The organism is Pseudomonas sp. AC242 (assembly GCF_979258655.1).
The window spans coordinates 4,225,032-4,247,062 of the sequence record NZ_OZ409873.1; the positions used below are offsets into that span (position 1 = coordinate 4,225,032).

Below are 22,031 nucleotides of genomic sequence, written 5' to 3' on the forward strand. Positions count from 1 at the left end.
ATTGAACGCCCAGACCCTTGGTTTTTCAAGCCTGTGTGGGTTCGATCAGAACACCACAGTCTTGTTGCCGTGCACCAGCACGCGATCTTCAAGGTGATAACGCAGGCCGCGCGCCAACACCATCTTCTCGACATCACGGCCGAAACGCACCATGTCTTCGATGCTGTCGCTGTGACTGACACGAACCACGTCCTGCTCGATGATCGGGCCGGCGTCCAGCTCTTCGGTCACGTAGTGGCAGGTCGCACCGATCAGTTTCACGCCACGCAGGGAAGCCTGGTGGTACGGCTTGGCGCCGACGAACGACGGCAGGAAGCTGTGGTGAATGTTGATGACCTTGTGCGCGTATTCGCGGCACATGTCCGGCGGCAGGATTTGCATGTAACGCGCCAGCACCACCACTTCAGCATCGTGCTGTTTGACCAGGCGCGACACTTCATCGAAGGCCGGTTGCTTGTCCTGCGGGTTGACCGGGACGTGATAATAAGGAATGCCGTGCCACTCGACCATGCTGCGCAGGTCATCGTGGTTGGAAATCACGCAGGAGATTTCGCAGTCCAGTTCATCGCTGTGCCAGCGGTGCAGCAAATCGGCGAGGCAGTGGGATTCGCGGCTAGCCATCAGCACAACGCGCTTTTTCTGCTCGGTGTCGGTGATGCGCCAGTCCATCGAGAACTCTTCGGCGATCGGCGCAAACTTCTCGCGCAGCACTTCAATACCGAAAGGCAGCGAATCGGCACGAATTTCGTGACGCATGAAGAACCAGCCGACTTGGTTGTCCGAGTGGTGGCTCGCTTCGGTGATCCAGCCGTTATGGGCTGCCAGAAAATTACTGACTTTGGCAACAATGCCAACGCGGTCCGGGCAAGATATCACCAGCCGAAAAGTGCGCATGAGGGGGAAACTCCAGAACTTCGCAAAGGCCGCCATTCTAGCGGCTGCGCAGGAAAACTGCAGTATTGATCAGCACGGTCCGGGGCAGGCTCGGCATGACGGATGCTTGAGGGGGTGATCGTCCACCTGACAGTGATCCCGTGGTATCGCTTGATCAGACAACTGTGAATATCTGTGATGACTGGGTCACACTATTTAACTGAATATTCAATAGATGGCAGTTTCTCGTAACTAATTTAAATAAAAACTCAGGTTAAATGTTTACTTGATGAAACAGCCTGACTATTATTGCGGCACTGTCCCCCTGCCATTCAGCACTCTACTAAGGTAGTAATCATGTCCTTGATCAACGAATACCGCGCCACCGAAGAAGCTATCAAAGAGCTGCAAGCCCGTTTGAAGAACCTGTCCCAAGACGACAAACTGCAAGCCGAGCTGGAATTCGAAGGCAAACTGCGCACCCTGATGGGCGAATACTCCAAGTCCCTGCGTGACATCATCGCGCTGCTGGACCCGGAAGCAAAAACCAAAGCAGTACGCGGCGGCGCAGTAAAAACTACCGGCACCAAGCGTGCTCGCAAAGTTAAACAATACAAAAACCCGCACAACGGCGAAGTCATCGAAACCAAAGGTGGCAACCACAAAACTCTGAAAGAGTGGAAAGCCAAGTGGGGCGGTGACGTGGTTGAAGGCTGGGCTACCCTGCTGGGCTAAGCCGCAACGCCTTCGCAGAGATATCCGCGAAAAAACAAACGCCAGCGAATGCTGGCGTTTTTTTATGCCCGGCATTTAAGCCCGGTCATGTTCGATTTCAAAGACTCAAACGTTTGCGTAATGCCTGGACATAATTTTGCCATTCATTGAGCACTTCACTCTGCAGCGGCGTGGCATTAAGTGACCACTGCTCTGCCGCTTCTGTAAAAGACTTCAAGGTATTCGGCGCGCCCCATTCAGGCGCGGACAAGCGCTGCTGACAAAATAATCTCCAGCGTTCTTGCTCTTCGAAATTCAACGTCTCGGGAAAGTTGCGTGCGCGATATCGAAAAAGTAATTCGGGCAAACGTTCGTCATCGAAAGGCCATTGCTCTTGCGCTAGTTGTGACGGGTCGGCGCTCCTCACTTGCTCACATAGACGCCGGTCGCGGTCACCGATAAATCCGTCGTACAACTGTTGTTCCGGATCCTCACTCGGAATGAAATCTTCGCTGACATAAATTTCCGCTACTTTATCTTTCCAAACTTGTTGTGCGTCAGTTAGCCGCAGTGCTCGCTGTTGATACAGGGCCATGTCCAGCCCCAGACGTTGCTGATCCTGCGCGCGCAAAACCGCAAGCGGTGCCACCACCGGACAACGGTTGATGTGAATCAGCTTGAGCGGCACCGGCAACTCGCCTTCCAGCAAGTCGTCGCGGCGCGTGTACAAACGCTCGCGCAGGGTTTGCGCGTCGAGATCGAGCAACCCCTGCGGATCGAGGTGCAGGTCGCAGACGATCAGGGCATTGCGGTTCTTCGGGTGCCAGGCCAGTGGCAGCACCACACCGACATAACTGCGCGCCGCCGAGAAACGCCCGGAAACATGCACCAGCGGCTGCAGCAGGCGAATCTGATCCATGACTTTTTGCTTGCTGCGCAACTGGAACAGCCAGTCATACAGTTTTGGTTGTTTCTCGCGGATCAACCGCGCCAGTGCGATGGTCGCGCGTACGTCTGACAACGCTTCGTGGGCATGCCCGTGATCGATATTGTTCGCGGCCGTCAGGCGTTCGAGCTTGAGGGTCACCCGGCCTTCGTCATCGGTCGGCCAGACCAGGCCGTCAGGACGCAGCGCATAAGCGGCGCGCACCACATCAATCAGATCCCAACGACTGTTGCCGCCCTGCCACTCCCGGGCGTACGGGTCGAAGAAATTGCGATACAGGCTGTAACGGGTCATCTCGTCGTCGAAGCGCAGCGTGTTGTAACCGGCGCCACAGGTGCCCGGTGCCGCGAGTTGGGCATGCACGCGAGTCATGAAATCAGCCTCGCTCAAACCCTTTTCGGCGAGCTGGCTCGGGGTGATGCCGGTGATCGCGCACGCTGCCGGATGCGGCAGGATGTCCTCGCTGGGCTGGCAATAAAGATTGACCGGCTCGTCGATCTCGTTGAGCGCATGGTCGGTGCGGATACCGGCCACCTGCAACGGGCGGTCGTTACGCGGATTGATGCCAGTGGTTTCGTAGTCGTACCAGAAGATTGAAGTCACGGGCGGTTCCTGAACTGAAGATCGGCAAAGTCTAGGCGCTCGACCGCGCTCGCGGCCAGCCTCGCGTCATTCAAACACTTCGCGCTTCACGATGTGCAATACATAGTTATGTCGTTTTCCCCCGAGAGGCTGCTAGCATCGGCCTCACTTGCACCCCGAACAGGCGAACATCAGGTAGCCCATGCTCGAGCCCACAGCACCGCCAAGGAAAGCACCGCTGGCCCCGCCGCTGGATACGCGGCATCAGGTCGAAACGCCGGAAGGCATCGACCTGCCATTGCGTCCCGCCGGGTTGATGGTGCGTGCCGTGGCCTTTGCGCTCGATCTGGTTATTCGCGGCGTGATCATGGGCGTGCTTTTCATTGCCCTGGCGTTTCTCGGCAAGCTCGGCATGGGTCTTGGTTCGCTGCTGCTGTTTGCAATCAGCTGGTGGTACATGGTGCTGTTCGAAGTGCTGCGTCAGGGCCGCTCGCCGGGTAAACAATGGATGGGGCTGCGCGTGGTGCACGACGACGGCACACCGATCGGCTGGTCGGCGTCGCTATTGCGAAACTTGCTGCGCTTTGTCGATCTGCTGCCTTTTGGCTACTTTCTCGGCACCCTCAGTTGCCTGCAACACCCGACCTTCAAACGCCTCGGTGACATGGCTGCCGGTACGCTGGTGATCTACAGCGAACGCCCGCTCAGCCGTCCACAATTGCCTGACGCCGAACCGCGGCGCTCACCCGTGCCACTCACCCTCAGCGAACAACGCGCCGTGCTTGGTTTCGCCGAGCGCCAAGGAGAGTTATCGCCAGCGCGGGTCAATGAACTGGCGGCCCTGCTCGCCCAACCCCTGCATATTTCTGCGCCCAAAGCTGTCGCTGAACTCAACGGCATCGCTCGCGGCTTGTTGGGCCCGACATGAAGCAAAGCCTTTTCGAAAGTCGCCACAAGGACGAATGGGAGCGTTTTGCGCTGGCCCTCGAACGCCTTGAACGGGGCAAGGACACCTCACAAGTCGCCGGTTTCCCCAAGGCCTATCGCAGGCTTTGCCAGCATCTTGCGCTGGCACAGGAGCGCGGTTACAGCAGTTTTCTCATCGACTCATTGCAGCAACAGGTGTTACGCGGGCATCAACAGCTGTACCGCCACCGCAGCCGGCTCGGTGCCAATCTGCTGAGTTTCATTCTCGCTGACTTTCCACGTCTGGTGCGCGCCGAATGGCCCTTTGTACTGGTTGCCAGCCTGCTGTTCTTTGGCAGCCTGATCGGCGTCGGCATGCTGGTATATGTGTTTCCCGAGCTGGTCTACAACCTGATCCCCGCCGATCAGGTGCGTGAAATGCAAGGCATGTACGACCCGGTCGCCGGCCACCTCGGGCGCCCCGCCGAACGCGCGGCCAGCGAAGACTGGGTGATGTTCGGTTACTACGTGATGCACAACATCGGCATCGCCTTTCAGACCTTTGCCAGCGGTTTGCTGATGGGCGTGGGCAGTGCGTTCTTTCTGTTCTACAACGGCATGGTCATCGGCGCGGTGGCCGGGCACCTGAGCGAGATCGGTTTCGGCCAGACTTTCTGGTCATTCGTCATCGCCCACGGCGCCTTTGAACTCACCGCCATTGCCCTCGCTGGCGCGGCTGGCCTGGAACTCGGCTGGGCCTTGATCGCACCCGGACGGCTGACTCGCGGCGAAGCGCTGAAACGGGCCGCGCGCAAGAGCGTATTGCTGGTCTGCGGGGTGATGTTGTTCCTGCTGATTGCCGCGTTTATCGAAGCCTATTGGTCGTCGAAAACCAGCGTCACGCCGCTGACAAAATATCTGGTCGGGGCCGGACTTTGGGCCTTGGTTGCGATCTATCTGTCGTTCGCCGGAAGGACCCGCCATGCGCCTGAGTGACGCCACCGTGGTGATCCGTCCGCGCACAACCTGGGAAGCCATGGACCTTGGTGTGCTGATGAGCCAGCAACATCGGCGTCTGCTGATGAGCAGTTGGGCGATCGTCACCCTGCCGCTGTTCACCTTGCTCAGCCTGTTGCTGTGGGATTCGCCATCACTGGCGGTGTTTATCTTCTGGTGGCTGAAACCGGCGTATGAACGCCTGCCGTTGTACATCCTGTCGAAAGCGCTGTTTGGCGAAACGCCGACGCTCAAACAAGCCTTGCGCGAATGGCCGCGCCTGCTCAGACCCCAACTGCTGGCCAGCCTGACCTGGCGCCGCCTGAGTTTCAGCCGCAGCTTTCTATTGCCGGTGCTGCAACTCGAAGGCCTCGACGGCAGCGCCCGGCAACAACGCCTGCAGGTGCTGCTGCAACGCAACGCCGGCGCGGCGCAATGGCTGACCATCATCGGCGTGCATCTGGAAACCGCGTTGTGGATCGGCCTGATGGTGCTGTTCTACATGTTGCTGCCGCAGCAGATCGAAACGGATTGGGACTGGCAGTCACTGGTTCTCGCGGCGGACAACGAGTGGCGCTGGCTGGAACATCTGACCAATGTCTTCTATGCGCTGGTGCTCGTGGTGTGGGAACCGGTCTACGTCGCCTGCGGCTTCAGCCTTTATCTGAACCGGCGCACGCAACTGGAAGCATGGGACATCGAATTGGTATTCCGCCGCTTGCGTCAGCGTCTGAACAACGGTGTGTTGGGATTGCTGCTGGCAGTCTGTCTGATTGTGCCGAACGTGCCCAGGGTTTGGGCCGCCGAGCCCGATGACGGTCCACAGACACCGCGCTTGTTGAATCAGCCGCTGACCAGTCAGGCATCGCGTGACAGCATCAAGGCACTGCTTGAGCAACCGCCGTTCAAGAACAAGGAATTCGTCACCCGCTATCGCTTCGGCAAGGACCCCGCAGAACCGGCCAAAGCGCAAACACCGGGTGAAGCGCCGCAGTGGCTGAAAAGCCTGTTGGGCTGGCTCGACGGGCAACACCTCAACGTGCTGGCGAAGCTCATTGAAGTGTTGCTGTGGGGGGCGGTCATCGCTGCAATCGGCTGGCTGATCTGGCGTTATCGCGATTTTCTCCAAGCCTTCGTCAGCCGCCGCCCGAGACTGCCCGCAAAGCCCAAACGTGCGGTGCCGCAACAAGCCTTTGGCCTGGACTTGAACCGCGACGCGTTGCCTGACGACATCGCCACCAGCGCCGAACAACTCTGGCAAAGCCAACCCCGCGCAGCACTGGGCCTGTTGTATCGAGGACTGCTCAGCCATCTGCTCCACGATTTCGACCTGACGCTGAAACCCGCCGACACCGAACTCCAGGTACTGGCGCACGTTGAACAATTGCAGCGTCCCGAGCTGCTCGCGTTCAGCCGCAACCTGACTACCCACTGGCAGAACATGGCCTACGGGCATCGCGTGCCGGCGGCGTCTCTGCAGCAGGAATTGTGCGATGGCTGGCGCGCCTTGTTCGGCCCCGGAGCCGCCCGTTGAGTCGCCGGACACTGTGGTGGGTCGCTGCGTTGATCGCCTTGCTGCTGGGCGCACTGAGCGTTTTCCTCGTCCTCAAGGCCAAGCCTTATCAGGAAGCAGTCGATCACGGCCCCTCGCCCGCCGCGCAAGCCAATCCTTATCTGGCGGCCGAGCTGTTTTTGCGTGAGCGCGGCCTCAACGTCAGCCATGCCGAAAGCCTCGCGATGCTCCCCGATATCGATCCGCGCCGGCATACGCTTCTGCTGTTCAACGACCGCTCGCGAATGACGCCGCGGCAGGTCGATCAAGTGTTGAACTGGACGCGAGCCGGCGGGCGTCTGGTGTTCGTCGCCGAATCGCTGTGGGATGAGCAAACCAGACAGAGCAACGACCTGTTGCTCGATCAGGTGCAACTGCATCAATCGCTGAGCAAGGATCTGAAAGACTTGCCCGCCGACGCTGAACCCGATCGCTTCCCGCAACTGACCAAACTCTATCTGGAAGACGAAGACGCACCGGCCTACGCTGGCTTCGACACCGACTTCCACCTCGAGGACCCGAAGAATCTTGCGCAAGCCTGGGCCAACAGCGCCAAAGCCACGCACATGATGCAACTGCCCTACAGCCTGGGCACGATTACCGTGGTCACCGACGCCGATCTGTGGAAAACCGCAGCCATCGCCCAGTACGACAACGCCTGGCTGCTCTGGTATTTGAGCGCCGACACCGACGTCACGTTGATCTACAACACCGAGCATGATGGCCTGCTCACCTTGCTCTGGCGCTACTTCCCGCAAGCCATCATCGCCCTGCTCGCATTGATCGGCCTGTGGCTCTGGCACGTCGGCGTACGCCACGGCCCACTGCAATTACCCGCTCCAGGCGGGCGTCGGCAATTGCACGAACACCTGCGCGCCAGCGCCGATTTCCTGTTACGCCACAACGGCCAGCAGGCGCTGCTGCAAGCACTGCAACAGGACGTGCTGCGCCGCGCCCGCCGCCGCCATCCAGGCTTTGACCAATTGAACGTTGCCGAACAATGGCTGGCGTTGTCGCGCCTGACCCGACAACCCACCCGCGCTATCAGCCAGGCCCTGAGCCCGGTGCCGAACCGGCGGGTTTCCAGCGCCGATTTCTGCCGCCAGGTCGCCCACCTGCAAACCCTGAGGAACACGCTATGACTGAACAGATCGAGCCCGGCAGCGCCAGCCACGCCGCCCAGCAACGCCAGCGTGCCAGCCAGTTGGCACAAGCGGTGCGCGGCGAATTGCAGAAAGCGCTGATTGGCCAGAACCAGGTAATCGACGACGTGCTGACGGCACTTATCGCCGGTGGTCACGTGTTGCTTGAAGGCGTGCCGGGGCTGGGCAAGACCCTGCTGGTGCGGGCATTGGCCCGCTGCTTCGGTGGCGAGTTTGCACGGATTCAATTCACACCGGACCTGATGCCCAGCGACGTCACCGGCCACGCTGTGTACGACCTGCAAACCGAACAGTTCAAGCTGCGCAAAGGCCCGTTGTTCACCAACCTGTTGCTGGCCGACGAGATCAACCGTGCGCCGGCGAAAACCCAGGCCGCCTTGCTCGAAGCGATGCAGGAACGTCAGGTCACACTCGAAGGTCGTGCCCTGCCCATCGCGCAACCGTTCATGGTCCTGGCCACGCAGAACCCGATCGAACAGGAAGGCACTTATCCCCTGCCGGAAGCCGAACTCGACCGGTTCATGCTCAAGGTACGCATGGACTACCCCGACGCCGATCAAGAGCTGAACATGGTGCGTCAGGTCTGCCGTTCGACCCGCGCTGACATGCTTGATGTGCAACCGCTACGCACGGTGTTGCAAGCCAAGGACGTGCAAGCCTTGCAGCGTATCGCCAGTGACCTGCCACTGGACGATCAGGTCCTCGATTACGCCGTACGTCTGGCGCGGGGCACGCGCACCTGGCCGGGGCTGACCCTTGGCGCCGGGCCGCGCGCGTCGATTGCCCTGGTGCGTTGCGCCCGCGCCCGCGCCTTGTTGCGTGGCGGTGAGTTTGTGATTCCCGACGACATCAAGGGCTGCGCGCTGGCCGTGCTGCGCCATCGTGTACGCATTGCCCCGGAGTTGGACATTGAAGGTTTGCAAGTAGATCAAGTGCTCCAGCAACTGCTCGACCAGATTCCGGCGCCGCGTCTGTGAAACCCTCGCGCCTGCTATTGATCTGGCTGGCCTTGCTGCTGACCATCGGTATTGTGCTGGGCACATTGCGCACACTGGAGATCGAAACTCCGGCGAGCCTGGTATCGATCAATTGGGGGTTGCTGCTGGCGCTGTTGGCTCTGGCGGCGCTGGATGCGCTACGCCTGCAACGTCTGCCGACACCGCGCATCACGCGACAGATGCCCGGCAGTCTGGCACTAGGCCGTTGGGGTGAAGTGCGTCTGGAAATCGAACATGACTTCAGCGAGCCGATACACATTGAACTGTTCGACCACCCGCCAGAAGGTTTGAGTTTCGAAAACCTGCCGCTGGCGATTGAATTGCAACCCGGCCAGCGCAGTCTGCTCGGCTATCGCCTGCGCCCGCTCCAACGCGGTCATTTCAGCTTTGCCCACTGCGAAGTCAACCTGCCCAGTCCCTTGGGATTATGGTCAGGCAAACGCTTGCTCAGGGTCAGCGATCAGACCCGCGTCTACCCCGACTTCGCCCGGCTCTACGGCGGTGAGCTGCTGGCCGTGGACAACTGGCTCAGCCAGCTCGGCGTACGCCAGCGGCAACGTCGCGGTCAGGGCCTGGAATTTCACCAACTGCGCGAGTTTCGTGAAGGCGACAGCCTGCGTCAGATCGACTGGAAAGCGACGGCCCGTCAACGCACACCGATTGCCCGGGAATATCAGGACGAGCGCGACCAGCAGATTATCTTCCTGCTCGATTGCGGCCGCCGCATGCGCAGCCAGGACGATGAGCTGTCGCACTTTGACCATGCGCTCAATGCCTGTCTGCTACTCAGTTATGTGGCGCTGCGTCAGGGCGATGCGGTGGGTTTGAGTACCTTCGCCTGCGATCAGCCACGCCATCTCGCGCCGGTCAAAGGCAGCGGGCAACTGAACGTGCTGCTCAACACGGTTTATGACCTCGACAGCACGCAGCGCCCCGCCGACTTTCAGGCCGCCGCCAATCAGTTGCTGAGCCGCCAGAAACGCCGGGCACTGGTGGTGCTGGTGACCAACCTGCGCGATGAGGACGATGAGGAACTGCTGAGTGCGGTCAAACGCCTGAGCGCACAGCATCGGGTGCTGGTCGCCAGTCTGCGCGAAGAAACGCTGGATACGTTACGTCAGACCACGGTGCAAACATTGCCCGAGGCACTGGCTTACTGCGGCACGGTGAACTACATGAATGAGCGAGCAGAACTCCATGAGCGGTTGAGCGCTCATGGCGTTCCAGTGGTGGATGTCCGGCCCGCGGAGTTGGGGGCCGAACTGGTGACGCAGTATCTCAATTGGAAGAGAAGTGCGGCGCTTTGATCATCTATTGATCCGCACGAGCACAGATCCGCTGCTTGAGGTTCCGTCGGGATTCTCGACTATGACGTCAAGAGAAACGGTTTCCGACAGATCCATCACCCTCCAGGAGGTTTCGTATTCACCGCTGCCATTTGTACTGGACTCAATGAATGGCCTCCCGTTAATGGAGACAAGAATTTTCCTTTTCGATATCGGCTCTCCAGAAGCCATGTCTACGATCAACGCAGTCATTTTTACCCAGTCGTTCACGAAAGCCGGATTCGGCGAGGCGACAACGGACTTCACAGTCGCTGGACGTTCATTGACAGTCAACCACAGCGCTTTCACGTCCCAGCCAGCCAAGCTGCCATTTACCGACGCCCACAACGAAGCCTCACCTGCTGCGCCCAAGACAACGCGCGCCGTTGCCATCCCATCGGCACCCGTCAGTGTTACCGGTAAAGATGTGTTGTCGTACTCCCACATCACTTCGACATTGGCCAAAGGCTCGCCGGTATTGGCTGAAACCACCAAAGCCTGAGCTGAAATTTCTTGCCCCGGATAACCGGTCAAATCATCACTGACCAGCTCTTTGATCTCTCGCGGCTCGTGCAGGAAATACGGCAATGAAATCGATTCCGAATACTGCGCGTCCCCCACCGTCGCGGTCAGCTGCGCCGCTCCGGGAGTCTTGGGCACAAAGCGGATCCGCGCCACGCCGTAGAAGTTGGTGGTCGTCGTCACCTCGTCAAGATCCGGAGCGCGCCAGACAACATTCATCCCCGCCAGAGGCCTGCTGCTGATGGCCGAAACAACGCTGATCTGCCTGGACACAGCCTCGCCCCAGAACAGGGTCTGGCTAACCCACGAACGCTCGGAGATCGTCACCACTTGCGCGCCTTCACCCACCGAGATTGCATTGACAGGTGACCATCGAGCCAGGCTTTCGCAGGCCAGAAACAAGCCGAAACTGCCGTTACGCTTGTCATCGACCATGAAGGAATCGGTGAATCCCGCCTCGCGGCTGAAGGTCCGTGGCAAACCGAGTACTGGTTGAGTAAAACGAATACCGAGTGCCTCAGGCCCGCTGCCGACCATGCCCAGCATCAACCTTTTACCGGACAAGAAGGTGTCTTCCGGAGCAGTTATATCGATTCTATGGGTCTGTTTACGCCGCGCAAAACCGGTGTCCTGGCCAAAAGGCTGTGCAGTCCCGTCGTCCATACTGAACAGCAATCGATCCCACGGATCGTCGGCCAGCGAACAGACCGCCATCGAACGTGTATCTGTAACATTGTCATACGGACTGCTGACAGACACCTCAACCGTCGCCGATCCGCCTGTGGTTGCCCAATGCGCAAAGCCTGCCCAGCCATCGTCAGCAGTCACACGTTCTTCAGAGTGACCATCAACCTTCCACTGCGTTGGTACTTGAACCATGGCATCTTCCGAGAAGTCCGAACGGACCTTCGCCCACATCCATGCCGGGTCCTGACCCACGATCGGGAAAACGGCAGACTCACGCACGGTTTCAATGCTGAGTTTGTTGTGGCCCAAGTGCAGCGTGGTTGAATCGGTTCGGCCCCCAAGCTCCGCAATAAAATTAACTCTAAAACTTCCGGCAACCCGACTCGCCAAACAATTCAATGTCCAAGTCATGCCACTTTCATCAATAACATTGGTACTCTTTGGAGGAGGGTCGAGGACGATGCCCAATTCTGATGCTGGAGTTCCGATCCATTCCAAATCCATCGTAAGACCCACAAGGGCACTCAGCGCATGGGTTCTAAAAATATACCGGTGTACGGCGCCCAGGCAGGGATACAGTGACTGACCTCGTTCGGGGCTCATTTGATCCAGAACAAGCGTGAACTCATCGTCAATATCCGGTGAAAACAAGCGGCCGAGCAACTCTCGATCTTCCAGTGAATCAGTCAGCAACCGCAGTCCGAACATGCTGCTGCGGCTCTTGGCGTATTCAGAACTCAGAGTCCAGATCAGCGGTTCATCTGCCCGCAATACCCTGGGCTCGCCAAGTTCACTCACCACCAGCCCGATGCCTGGTTCGTCAATGCCCCATGCCAGCGTGATTTCCTGGCCGATAAGAGGACTGCCGGCGAGGGCAGTGACCTCCAGGGAATGGGTGAGACCTCGTTTGCAGAAAAAACCTTGATTAAGGACGATCTCACCACGATCAAATGTTATGTTGACCTTGTCTTTCCAAGAACTCCTGGCAATCGCGGTCACGCTAAATTCGCACTCATGCGACTCGGCCGATTCATGCGCTCGGACCGCCGCGGTGATCGCGTGAATCCCGGGTTCTCTGGTGTAATACTTCAGGCTCCCCCAACCAGCGCTTCCCGTTTGGCTGCGGAAAATGCCTTTGTCGGTTTGCCACTCGATCTTCGCACCGATTACCGGCTCGCCGTCCCCCTGATCAGTAACATGCACCACTTGCAAGCGCAGGTACGCAACTCCGTTCTCATCCACTACCGGACTATTCTCGGCCTGGCGTACCTCTTTGATCTTGATCCTGTTGCGCGCCAGCGACATGCGCTTTCTGGGCGACGGCAACAACAGCTTCGAGCAGACCAGTGACAATTCGAACATCCCGTCGCGCCGGTCTTCACAACTCAGCCTCCACGAGGCAGTGCCCTCACCATCGATCGGCATGGGCACTGCCGTTTCCAGAGGCGGACTGACCACGACACCCAGTTGCTCATGCCTGTCACCGTGCCAGTGCAGATAGAAGTCGCTGCCTCGCAGAGGACTGTTGGCCGCCAGCATTACATCAATGGAATGGGTAGAACCCCGGTTCGGAAAACTGTTATCAATCCAGTCCCTGATTTCGTTATTCTCACAGACAGTCATCTGTGCCCACGGATCCTCTCCCAGTACCCGCACGTCAAACGTCTGAGTCCACACACCCTGCTCGTAATAAAGGCTGACCACAGAGGCTTCGATAACGAAGTCCCCTGCTGCCTTCGCCTCATAACAGAAGTAGGCCCAACCTTGTTCATCAGTAACGGCCGCCGCCAACACCCCCCGCTCGGCGGTCGCCCAGTTCACCGTAAGCCCGGCAAATGGCTGGCCGGTGTAATACGACGCCACTTGCACCCCCAAACGGACACTTTGCTCAATCAATGGGTAGTAAGCGGCCTCGACCACCTCACGAAAAATCAGTCGATGATGCCCCAGCGATACGGGGATCTCGTAGGCCTGCGCGGTGTAACGGTTGCGCAAGCTCAGGGTGAATTCGTAGTCCTGATCATCGATCAGCGGGCAATCGAGCGTCCATGGCTCGTCCAGCAATTGCGGGGTGTCCCAGGCAGGCGTCGCGACAATCGCGCCCTGCGGGTTATTGTCGATGCTCAATGCGACCTGGGTGCCGTCCCAAGGGTTATCCGGCACAGGTACAAAACCGAGCATGTGGGGCGTGATCAATGCGTCGCTGCCAAAAGCTCCGCCGCTGCTGGCGCCCTGACACAGGTACATTTTGCGCAAGGGCAGGAACGAGATGCCGTCCAGCTCAATTTCCTGCAACTCAAGTGGCGCGAGTTTCAACTCGACTTTGACGCGTGTAACCCAGAGTTCGCCAAATGGACTCGAAGACTCTGTCGAGCTGTATATTTCGATGCGCAGTGGCTTTGAACTTGAGATGGGCGATGTCAGTTCTACCTCATGCAGGGTCGGACTGAATCGCCTCTCTGGCCCAGATCCGAAACCCTCGCGCTGTTGTGCCAGATCAGGTTTACCGACGGGTTCGAGTTCGATGCGGTAATGCTCGGCTTCTCCCTGAGAAATCTTCACCCAGCCTGATTGGCCGAAACTGCTTTCCCATAGAAAACTCAGCCAATAAGCACCATTGCCATCGGGATCTCTGGGAAGTGTGACGTCCTGAGTGACCCCCGCGCCCTTCGGCGCTTTGAGGTGCTTGACAGGCTTGTTTTCGTAATACGCTGTGCCTATGACAACTGTCCCCGTCCTTGCCCAACATTCGAACCTTTCTTCGAAATCACCGTTGCACACCAGGTTTTCATTCATCCGAACGACAGGATCACTCATGATTGCGCACTCCCTTGCCGGCCAGGCGTTCTTGCGCTGCATTGACCAACTCCTTCACCGAATCGGTAAACGACTGATCTCCGCACTTGGACGAATAGCGAATGCGCAAGATGCAATCGTTCATCGAGCGCAGCATGGCCTCCTGTCGCGGTTCTTTATGCCATGGCCATTTCAGCTCCCAGGTGGACACCACACCGGTATTTTCAAATGGATAGAGCAAACCTTCATCTGGCTTCACCGCCGTCATGCCGTTGTCGGCAATCCCCACAGACAGGGCTATCTGCTGGCCCGGACGCAAGTTGAACAGCAGATCGGAAGGGGCCACTACATCAGGATCAGGATTGTGCAAGTACTGCACTGACTGCACCGAAGCCCGGCTGGTGGTCATGCTGCCGATCTGCAGCAAGGTCGCGCGCACGTCCTCGAATGGGCCCGTCAACACTGCAAAGTCCATTTCCACCGAACTGATCTGCCGACAGTAATGTCCCGGATAATCCCGATCGAACAGCAATTGGGTGAGTTTGAACACCAGCGAGCCGGTCGCCAGCAATTGCGCCAATGCAGCCTCCCAACTACCGATGCCGAGCTGAGGGTCTATTGCATCGTTGAACAGGCGACGCAAGGAGATGGTTTTTACCACTTCAACTCGTCGCTCGGTGCGCTGCAGGTACTCATGCTCCATACGCAGCAGATACGCGCGCAGATGCTCGCCAGCGGTCAAACCGTGGCGTTGATCCTGCCAGACCTGCGGCAAGGGAATATATGAATCGTAATCGCCGGTTTCGGCGCTCATCGCCGCTTGTGCGCTGAGGCACAGACTGACCACCGCGTCGTAAGCCTGATAGTGCAAAGCCTTGAGCTGGCCGAGCATCCAGCCGAACAATTCGGCATTGGTCGCGCGCTTTTTCAGATAGTTGTACATCGTCAACGCCTGAGCGTTAGCTCGCAGCGTTTGCGCGAGGTTGGTTCTGGCCGCATCAATCGCATGGCTCTGCGCGACGATCTGCGCATCGATGGCAGCGATTTCTGCCAGCGCCTGATCGCGTTGCAGCCCCCATTCATTGCGGCGACGGCGATAACCTTCGGTGGTGGCTTGCTTGTCGGCATCGATTTGCAGCATCGACGAAGCGATTTCCAGGCCAAAGCAGATGGCATCCGTAACTTTGTCGATCCGAAAACCACCGTTCGCCATACCGAAGATATTGGGTGCGGTCGCAAATGCCACGCCTACCGGTTTGAGGATTTTGGCAGCCAGCGCCAGCTCTTTGGACTGGTCCAGGTTTGCCATGACCTGATATTCGACAGCCGATACGTTTTCGTCATAGCGTGCTGCGTAAGCATCAGCCCGTTCCCGCGCCACTGCCCGGCTCTGCTCAAGCGCCGTCATGCTCGCTTCCAACTGAGCGATGGATTGCTCCTGTACGGTTTTGGCGTAGTTGCCCAACTCCACCAGATGGTTTTGCTGCAGCTCTTCCTGCTCGGCACGATCACGCCGCTCAAGCAGATTGAGTACCTGGCTGCCGTAATCCTGCAAGGCCTGCACCGCACGCAAGGCAACCTCGAAGATCACGCGCCAGCGAAACGCAATCACCACCAGCCGTCCGCCCATCGGTCTGGCGCCCCCGACACCACCTGCAGCCAGAGCGCGCAGCAATTGGTTCGGGTCGGTCGGTGGGTTGAACAACGGCAGGAGCATGGGCTTGCCATCAATCGTCAGGTTGTTGCGCAAGTTGTTCATGCGGTCCTGCGGCTGGTTGAACCAAGTGAACAACTCATCATTGATGGGTGCCCTGAACGGCGGACACCCCAACATGCCCAGCATGGGAGCCCTATCGGAGCCGGCCGGAACATCTGCCAGGCTGTAATTCAATGTCTGCTCGAACGTTTCCAGTGCCGTACGGGTGCAACTTTGGGCCAACAGGTCCTTCAGCGTCGCGGTCTGCCACAAGTTCACCGTTTGAGTCAGAGGCGGTTTGCCCATCAATGATCCCGCTTGCACATAGCAAAGCTTTGCCGCCACCAGACTTTCGCGGGTCAGTTGACGGTAATGCCAGTCCCCCCAGGCCATGAGGTTCTTCACATACTCGATGAACATCAGCAGCCTCAAATGCACAGGCGCTGAATATCCAATCGCGTCCGGGTCGGCGGGCGCCACGGCTTCACAGCCGACATTGCCCAGATCGTTGATCAACGGTCGGCAGCGCCAGTAATTCGGTTTCTCGGGTACCGTGCTGCTGTCGGCATTAGCCCGGGGATCGAAGACGAAATGCAACCACGTCTGTGCTTCGGCAAACCGCTCTTCATCACGCAAGCGTGTCGCGATCAAATGCGGCAAGTGGAAAAACAGCTCCCAGAAAAACAGCCCGTTGGCACCGTCGAAAGCGCCATTGCGCTCCTCGAAATCAACACCGGCAGGCGGCGGCTCTGACAGATGCTGGGAGTCCCAATTAATCAGAGTCGCTGGAGAGACAGTGGAGCGTGTGACCAACTCGGGACCGAACAGCGAATTGAGCCGAACGTATTGCAGCGCCCAGCCAGCGCCCATTTGAAAGTCGAGGAACTGGGCGGCATCCGTGGTGTTTTTCAGCAGCGTTGGCGCGAGGAAATCCGAGAGATCGCCAATCGTCAGGTCAAACTGTTTACCGCCAAAGCCTTCAGTATCATTCTTTAGAGTGAACCTGACGTTGTTCCAAGCCCCTTTTGGTCGAGTGAAGGTCCCCAAGAACTGCATCGTCCAATCGCCGGCGATTGCAACCTCACTTCTCACAGGTTCAGGGTCGTTAACAGTTGCAAGTTCCAACTGCAAGGTAAACGCAGTCTTCTCGATGCCTGGTAACCCTGTTGACCTGCAAAAGCCCTCAACCGTCAGCACGTCGTTGTCATCCACGCGCATGGCGAAGACGTTCAGCCCCAGAAAAGCGGCCATGGAGCCTGACGGCGACTCGGTGGACACCACCTTAACTTCAAGACCCAAGGGGTGCTGAACCGTCAAGGCAGAAACAAATCGATCCGTCTTGGCCAGCTCAAGCCAGTTACCACTGTCCCCGGTAACGGGACGCATCAGCACATCGATGATCGCGATCTCTTTCAAGGCACCTGTGCCGGTTTTATCGTTGACCAGCAATACCCCCAGCTTGCCTTTGGGGATCTGAGGATCGACCCACACAGTTGCAATCAGCCGGGCACCTGCAGAGAGATCCTCATCAAACTCGCGATGGCGTAAATTCAAAGGCGCCGACCACTGGCCGTTCTGCCTCATGAAGGCCACATTGATATCCAGCTGATGCGGTACGAACCGGGATTTGTCGTCCTTATCGGGATCCGGAGGATCGGTTTTGATGATCTCGCCGACCTTGTCCCGCCACTCCGCCCAGACCAGACACAGGCGTCCGTTCCAGATCACCGGACGTATGTCCAGCACCCGCCCGGCGGGTTGAATGTCCACCGCTTTCCATTCACTCCACGCCGCCGGGTTGACGGCGCGGCAAGTGGGCGTTATCTCGATTTGTGCCTTGCGCCAGAAGTACTGGAACGGCGGCACCCGCTGACGCCCGACAAAATAATAATCGGCGCGCTCAGGGTTTGTGCCGTTCATGTAGCCACTGACGACATCCAGATCGCAGATCTGCTCGAAGGCATGCAAGTAATCCTGCAGCGCCGCCTGAACCGAATCGGTGTTGAGACGGGCCTGGTTGAGATTGTTTTCAAGGGTCTTGAACAGATCCGTCTTGCGCTGACGCACAAACGGATTGATGTAGTTTTCCGGGTAGAGCGCGATCATCTGCACCGCAGCCCAGTCCGAGTAGTTGTTGTACAGCGCCCAGTTTTCCAACTGCTCTGGGGGAAATTCGTGGTTTTCGAAACCGGGCTCCATTTTGTTGTACACGGCACTGATGTATTGCTGCGCACAACTGATCGCTTCGGCCACCCCCGACGTCTGCACCCGAGCACTGTCCAGCGGGTCGATGCGTAGCAATTCGAACAGGTCCTCCGGAGTCCGCAAAGGCGGGTAACGCTCCGCCCTTACTTGCCCGATGCAATAATCAAGCAACGCGGTACGACGTTTTTCCTGCAACAGACCAATGTTGTTCGATGTCATGATCCTTGCTCCGTGGAAGAGGTTCCCGCGTCACTGTCAGAAGGCGGTGACGCTTGTCCTAGCGAGTGGCTGCGGCCTTGCGACACCCCAAACCTGATGGGTTCGAAGACAGTCCCCTTCGCGCTTGCCAGGCTGCGTACACCGACTTCGAATTCACCGCTGAAAGCGCTGGTGATATAAACCGTGGTTCTACCGTCCTGATCGGTGAAACCCTGTGCCGGGCGGATCGTTGGCCTTTTCTCGGGATCTGTTCCTTCTTCCCAGGCCCAGTCCACCAGCATGTTGGCCCCAGGATTTTCGTACTGATCCACCATCTTGGCGAAAAGTGTGATTGTCTTACCAAGCTCCACGACCTCCGTTGGCACCGGAGACATTTCCGATGTCGGGAAATTCATGCTTTCGGCGTCGGCAATGACGTTGATGCTCACTGCCCACTCAGGCTCGAGCAGGCTCATGGAAAAATAAAGACTGTCCGTGCCCAAGACTTTGCCCGGAACATACTCAGCCGTGAGGACTCCTTGGGTATCGGTGATACCCAAGCTGATGGTCCCTAGCTCGGAGTGCCAGTCAACCGCGACACCTTTCAACGCTGCGCCCCGGGCGTCAGTAAGCGTCATCGTAATGATCGCTTTCTCGTCTGGTTTACCAGCGAAGACTTCTGTAGGCGTTACGGTGCAAGTCATCCGGACCAACTGCTTCAGTTCGCCCGGTGCTTGCACGACCGGCACACGCGTCTGGGTATGACTCAGCAAAGCCAGTTCAGCCGCCTGGGCGTAGTCCTCACTGGCATCGATTGTCTCCGGCAAGGTACCGATCCGCAAAATGGTCCGCGCATCCATACCGGTCTGCATCGACAACTGATAAACGCGCATCAGCAGATCCAGTTGATCCAGGGTTTTCAACACTTGGGTTTCAGGATCGATATGGCGAACACATTCGCTGACTTCCTGCGCGCTCCAGGCAAAGAACTCAGCCAGTTTGATGGCCGCGGCCTGCTGCACCACGCGTAATGCATCGGCGCTGAGCATGGGAGGTAATGAATGGACCTGGCGCAGATAATCCAGCAACTTCTGCTCCGGCTGTTCGCTCAGACTGAACGCGCGAGTCAGCGTGGTCATTGCGTAAAGTATGCGCACCGAGAACACAAATTTTTCAGAGGGATCGATGATGGTGATTTGGTCGATCCACTTGGCGTATCCATAATCCAGATAGTCCCGGACCAATGCCGCACTCAAGCCCAGTGTCGAAACAACTTCAGCGCGCTGACGCACAACAGCCAGCAGCTCGAGTAACGGATCGGAAGGTTCGTCGCGCCTGCGCGCCCTCGCTGGCGATTCGAGGGCGGTGCGGTCATACACCTGGCGCAACAGTTGATATACCGAGGCATCGACCCAGTCCAACACCAGAATGGCCAATTCGCCCTCGATGCCGGCGTAGATTGCCAGCGATTCCCTGACCAGCGACACCTGCGCGTCTCTGGCCTGCAGAAGAACGGTGAGCATGATCTCGACCAAGACGCTGACCTGGATTTCCTCAATCTCCAGGCCGTTCCTGACGGCCCATTCGAGTTTCTCGCGGGCAAAGGCCAAATAATCTTCCGGCGTCAGGTCAGTGGCCAGTATCAGGCCATTGACATCGACAACCGGCGCCAGCCCCTCACTGTCAATCGAGAGTAAATCCAGCCAGTCGCTTTCTCCGGCCGGTGGAATACCGGCCAGGAGAAAAGAATTACCGGACAACCGCGCGCTGGGCAGTAGGGCGCCGATCTTGTCGAAGAACTGCTGATCCTGCTGGGAGAACTCGCTTAAACGCAGTGGTGCACTCACGTGCTGCAACATCCACAGCACCGATATGTTGTTTTGCTCGCACCATTGCACACAGGCCTGCATGGCTTCGATCAGGCTCAGCACACCCGGCGTAGCGTCAGTGCGGCTGTCATCAACCGCCACGTCGACAATACGCGGCTTGCCTGCCAGCCCTTTGAGCCAGGTTTCTCCGCCCAGCACACGGAGCATCAACACGCCTTCGACCGGCGTGATATTCAACAGCCGGGGCAGTTTTACCAAACGGTAAAAACTGGAGATGACCGCCGAACTGCGCACCAGATCATCGGTAAGATCATGAGCCTGGGCTATCGCCAACGCCAGATAGTGGTAAGTCTGAAGATCAATGCCCAAACCACTGCATAGCTGGCTGACCGTCAGATTGTCTTGATCCGATGTCGGTATCAGCGCAAACGCTTTGTCGTCGAGTTTCAGCGGTTTGCGATAATTGTCCTGATTGTTGAAGACCTGATCGAACTGCGACAGTGCATCACCGCGACCGTACAGTGACAGTTCATCGAGGAACACGGCGAAATCTGCTGCCGTGCAGTTGTAGCGTTCACGCAGTCGCTGAAACAGACCCAATGCATGGATCACGTTTACCGAAATCGCCCAAACCTCAGGTTTTTCGGCACCACGTGCTTCAGCCCTGATCGCTGCCGCCAACAAGGCGTCAGTCTGCTCAGGAGGCAGATTCAGCCATTTATCCAGGCGTAACTTGCGGTTGAGCCGATCAAATGTATTCAAGCCTTTTGGGTTATTGGGATTAACGAGTATCCGATGAAGATTAGTCCCTGACTGCGCGCTGATACCGATAGCGGGGTGAGCGTTACCATTGATGTAAACCGAGCCGGATCGGCCGCCTTCCGGGACGTCGGGTTTACTGGGGTAATCCACATTGTCCGAACGCCGCGGCGCGTAGTCCCCAACCGAAAAAAGACTTGTAACCTCCTCGGCCACAAGATTTGTACGTTGAGCCAAATAAAATATCTGGTTGAGATTCATATACTCAACGTCTTCGGTGCCAAAGTTCTCCAGATAGAACTGATACATATCCTCGGAATTTTTGTATTCTTCAGTCACCAACTTCTGCTGGTACGGACCAAGCCGAGAGGCATGAGCCAAGGCAGCAGCGGCAAGACTGGTCAGGGACCCGGAGTGCAAGAAGTTGGGGAATTTCCCGTCAACAATGTTGGCAAAATCCCCCACTGATCGTCCGTTGAAACCCGCAACCCCATCAATCGTGTCCCAATGTTGGTAATACGGCAGACCGTTGGGATAGCGTGCGTTGATCAATGCCTGTTCAATTGGAACTTTCGTGTTCGCAGTGATGAACGCCTGTAGCACGCGTACGATCACGTCGACTGATGGCTCCGGCGCGTTCACCGTTTTACTGTCGACCGTCAAATTCATCAAATCCGTGCGACGCTCATGCAATGGCAGCTTGGTGTCGTCACCAACGGATTCGATCAAGTCGCGAATCAAGCGATACAGGAAGACGAGATACGCCGAAGGCCCGAACATGGACTCCAGAGAATCCGAAGGGCATTTGGCGCTCAACTGCAGATCGAATATTCGCTCCAGTTGCGGCCCGTCAAAGAGCGACATCAAACCGCTGGACGGTCCTGTCGACCCGGCTTTGTCCCACTGCGCGTGATGCTCAATAAACCGACGCCGCACATAGGTCGCCAGGCTGTTGGCCCGACGCAAAAAGCGCCGGGCCTCTTCCTGCTCAAGTCCGTACTCGCCGACCAGTACCGGAAGACCCTTTTCGACCAGAGGGAAAAACGATCCCCCCTGCTCAAGGTAACTCCAGAGCGTTGAAAGCCGGTTTTGCGCAGAAGACGTTTGCGCACCAAACAGTTGAATGAACAACTGCGCAGCGGGACGGAGTGAATCAGCCATGGTCACTTTCCTTGAGTCGATAACCGCCCGGGCCGCCTGACTGTGGTGTCAGGCGGACCCAGCGTTGCATAAGGATTTAGCGCTTGAACGCAGTCGCTGCCAACTGTCAGAAATGACAGGTTT

The 22,031-nt window shown here is 57.9% G+C and carries 12 protein-coding genes; 7 read left to right on the top strand and 5 right to left on the bottom strand.

Features of this window, described 5'->3' with window-relative positions:
* Positions 1-45: 45 nt before the first annotated feature.
* Entirely contained in the window at positions 46-894 is an 849-nt protein-coding gene (purU, locus tag ACZZ0A_RS19000) for a formyltetrahydrofolate deformylase (protein ID WP_007912774.1), read from the bottom strand.
* Positions 895-1,230: 336 nt separating this feature from the next.
* Between purU and mvaT the strand changes: the two genes are divergently transcribed.
* Positions 1,231-1,608 carry a histone-like nucleoid-structuring protein MvaT gene (mvaT, locus tag ACZZ0A_RS19005; protein WP_007912775.1) on the top strand — a complete coding sequence of 126 codons (378 nt, stop codon included), beginning with the start codon at positions 1,231-1,233 and terminating at the stop codon, positions 1,606-1,608.
* Positions 1,609-1,705: 97 nt separating this feature from the next.
* Here the strand turns inward: mvaT and sbcB are convergent, their stop codons facing one another.
* Complete coding sequence (gene sbcB, locus ACZZ0A_RS19010; protein ID WP_007912776.1) at positions 1,706-3,136, bottom strand: exodeoxyribonuclease I; 1,431 nt, start codon at positions 3,134-3,136, stop codon at positions 1,706-1,708.
* Between the two features lie 181 nt (positions 3,137-3,317).
* Between sbcB and ACZZ0A_RS19015 the strand changes: the two genes are divergently transcribed.
* The 6 genes from ACZZ0A_RS19015 to ACZZ0A_RS19040 are packed head-to-tail and all read left to right on the top strand — an operon-like array spanning position 3,318 to position 10,037.
* Complete coding sequence (locus ACZZ0A_RS19015) at positions 3,318-4,043, top strand: RDD family protein (protein WP_007912777.1); 726 nt, start codon at positions 3,318-3,320, stop codon at positions 4,041-4,043.
* Positions 4,040-5,017, top strand: coding sequence for a stage II sporulation protein M (locus ACZZ0A_RS19020; RefSeq protein WP_007912778.1), 978 nt, complete (start codon positions 4,040-4,042; stop codon positions 5,015-5,017). Before ACZZ0A_RS19015 ends, ACZZ0A_RS19020 begins: the two co-directional genes overlap by 4 nt.
* Positions 5,004-6,551: a DUF4129 domain-containing protein gene (locus ACZZ0A_RS19025; RefSeq protein WP_007912779.1), complete on the top strand. Its 1,548-nt coding sequence runs from the start codon at positions 5,004-5,006 to the stop codon at positions 6,549-6,551. The genes ACZZ0A_RS19020 and ACZZ0A_RS19025 overlap by 14 nt, the downstream gene beginning before the upstream one ends.
* Positions 6,548-7,711 (top strand): DUF4350 domain-containing protein, encoded by a 1,164-nt coding sequence (locus ACZZ0A_RS19030; RefSeq protein WP_007912780.1) that lies wholly within the window; start codon positions 6,548-6,550, stop codon positions 7,709-7,711. Before ACZZ0A_RS19025 ends, ACZZ0A_RS19030 begins: the two co-directional genes overlap by 4 nt.
* Entirely contained in the window at positions 7,708-8,709 is a 1,002-nt protein-coding gene (locus tag ACZZ0A_RS19035) for an AAA family ATPase (protein WP_007912781.1), read from the top strand. Before ACZZ0A_RS19030 ends, ACZZ0A_RS19035 begins: the two co-directional genes overlap by 4 nt.
* The gene (locus tag ACZZ0A_RS19040) at positions 8,706-10,037 is read left to right on the top strand and encodes a DUF58 domain-containing protein (protein ID WP_463543584.1); all 1,332 of its coding nucleotides are present in this window, start codon (positions 8,706-8,708) and stop codon (positions 10,035-10,037) included. Before ACZZ0A_RS19035 ends, ACZZ0A_RS19040 begins: the two co-directional genes overlap by 4 nt.
* Here the strand turns inward: ACZZ0A_RS19040 and ACZZ0A_RS19045 are convergent, their stop codons facing one another.
* The 3 genes from ACZZ0A_RS19045 to ACZZ0A_RS19055 are packed head-to-tail and all read right to left on the bottom strand — an operon-like array spanning position 10,038 to position 21,908.
* Positions 10,038-14,123, bottom strand: coding sequence for an Ig-like domain-containing protein (locus tag ACZZ0A_RS19045; protein ID WP_463543585.1), 4,086 nt, complete (start codon positions 14,121-14,123; stop codon positions 10,038-10,040).
* Positions 14,074-18,180, bottom strand: a complete 4,107-nt coding sequence (locus ACZZ0A_RS19050; protein ID WP_463543586.1) for a Tc toxin subunit A-related protein — start codon at positions 18,178-18,180, stop codon at positions 14,074-14,076. The genes ACZZ0A_RS19045 and ACZZ0A_RS19050 overlap by 50 nt, the downstream gene beginning before the upstream one ends.
* Complete coding sequence (locus ACZZ0A_RS19055) at positions 18,177-21,908, bottom strand: Tc toxin subunit A (RefSeq protein WP_463543587.1); 3,732 nt, start codon at positions 21,906-21,908, stop codon at positions 18,177-18,179. Before ACZZ0A_RS19055 ends, ACZZ0A_RS19050 begins: the two co-directional genes overlap by 4 nt.
* Between the last annotated feature and the right edge of the window lie 123 nt (positions 21,909-22,031).

What these genes read in the sequence shown, in the direction of transcription:
- purU (WP_007912774.1), bottom strand. Translation starts at nt 894, where the DNA reads ATGCGCACTTTTCGGCTGGTGATATCTTGCCCGGACCGCGTTGGCATT.
- mvaT (WP_007912775.1), top strand. Translation starts at nt 1,231, where the DNA reads ATGTCCTTGATCAACGAATACCGCGCCACCGAAGAAGCTATCAAAGAG.
- ACZZ0A_RS19015 (WP_007912777.1), top strand. Translation starts at nt 3,318, where the DNA reads ATGCTCGAGCCCACAGCACCGCCAAGGAAAGCACCGCTGGCCCCGCCG.
- ACZZ0A_RS19020 (WP_007912778.1), top strand. Translation starts at nt 4,040, where the DNA reads ATGAAGCAAAGCCTTTTCGAAAGTCGCCACAAGGACGAATGGGAGCGT.
- ACZZ0A_RS19025 (WP_007912779.1), top strand. Translation starts at nt 5,004, where the DNA reads ATGCGCCTGAGTGACGCCACCGTGGTGATCCGTCCGCGCACAACCTGG.
- ACZZ0A_RS19035 (WP_007912781.1), top strand. Translation starts at nt 7,708, where the DNA reads ATGACTGAACAGATCGAGCCCGGCAGCGCCAGCCACGCCGCCCAGCAA.
- ACZZ0A_RS19045 (WP_463543585.1), bottom strand. Translation starts at nt 14,123, where the DNA reads ATGCAGCGCAAGAACGCCTGGCCGGCAAGGGAGTGCGCAATCATGAGT.
- ACZZ0A_RS19050 (WP_463543586.1), bottom strand. Translation starts at nt 18,180, where the DNA reads ATGACATCGAACAACATTGGTCTGTTGCAGGAAAAACGTCGTACCGCG.
- ACZZ0A_RS19055 (WP_463543587.1), bottom strand. Translation starts at nt 21,908, where the DNA reads ATGGCTGATTCACTCCGTCCCGCTGCGCAGTTGTTCATTCAACTGTTT.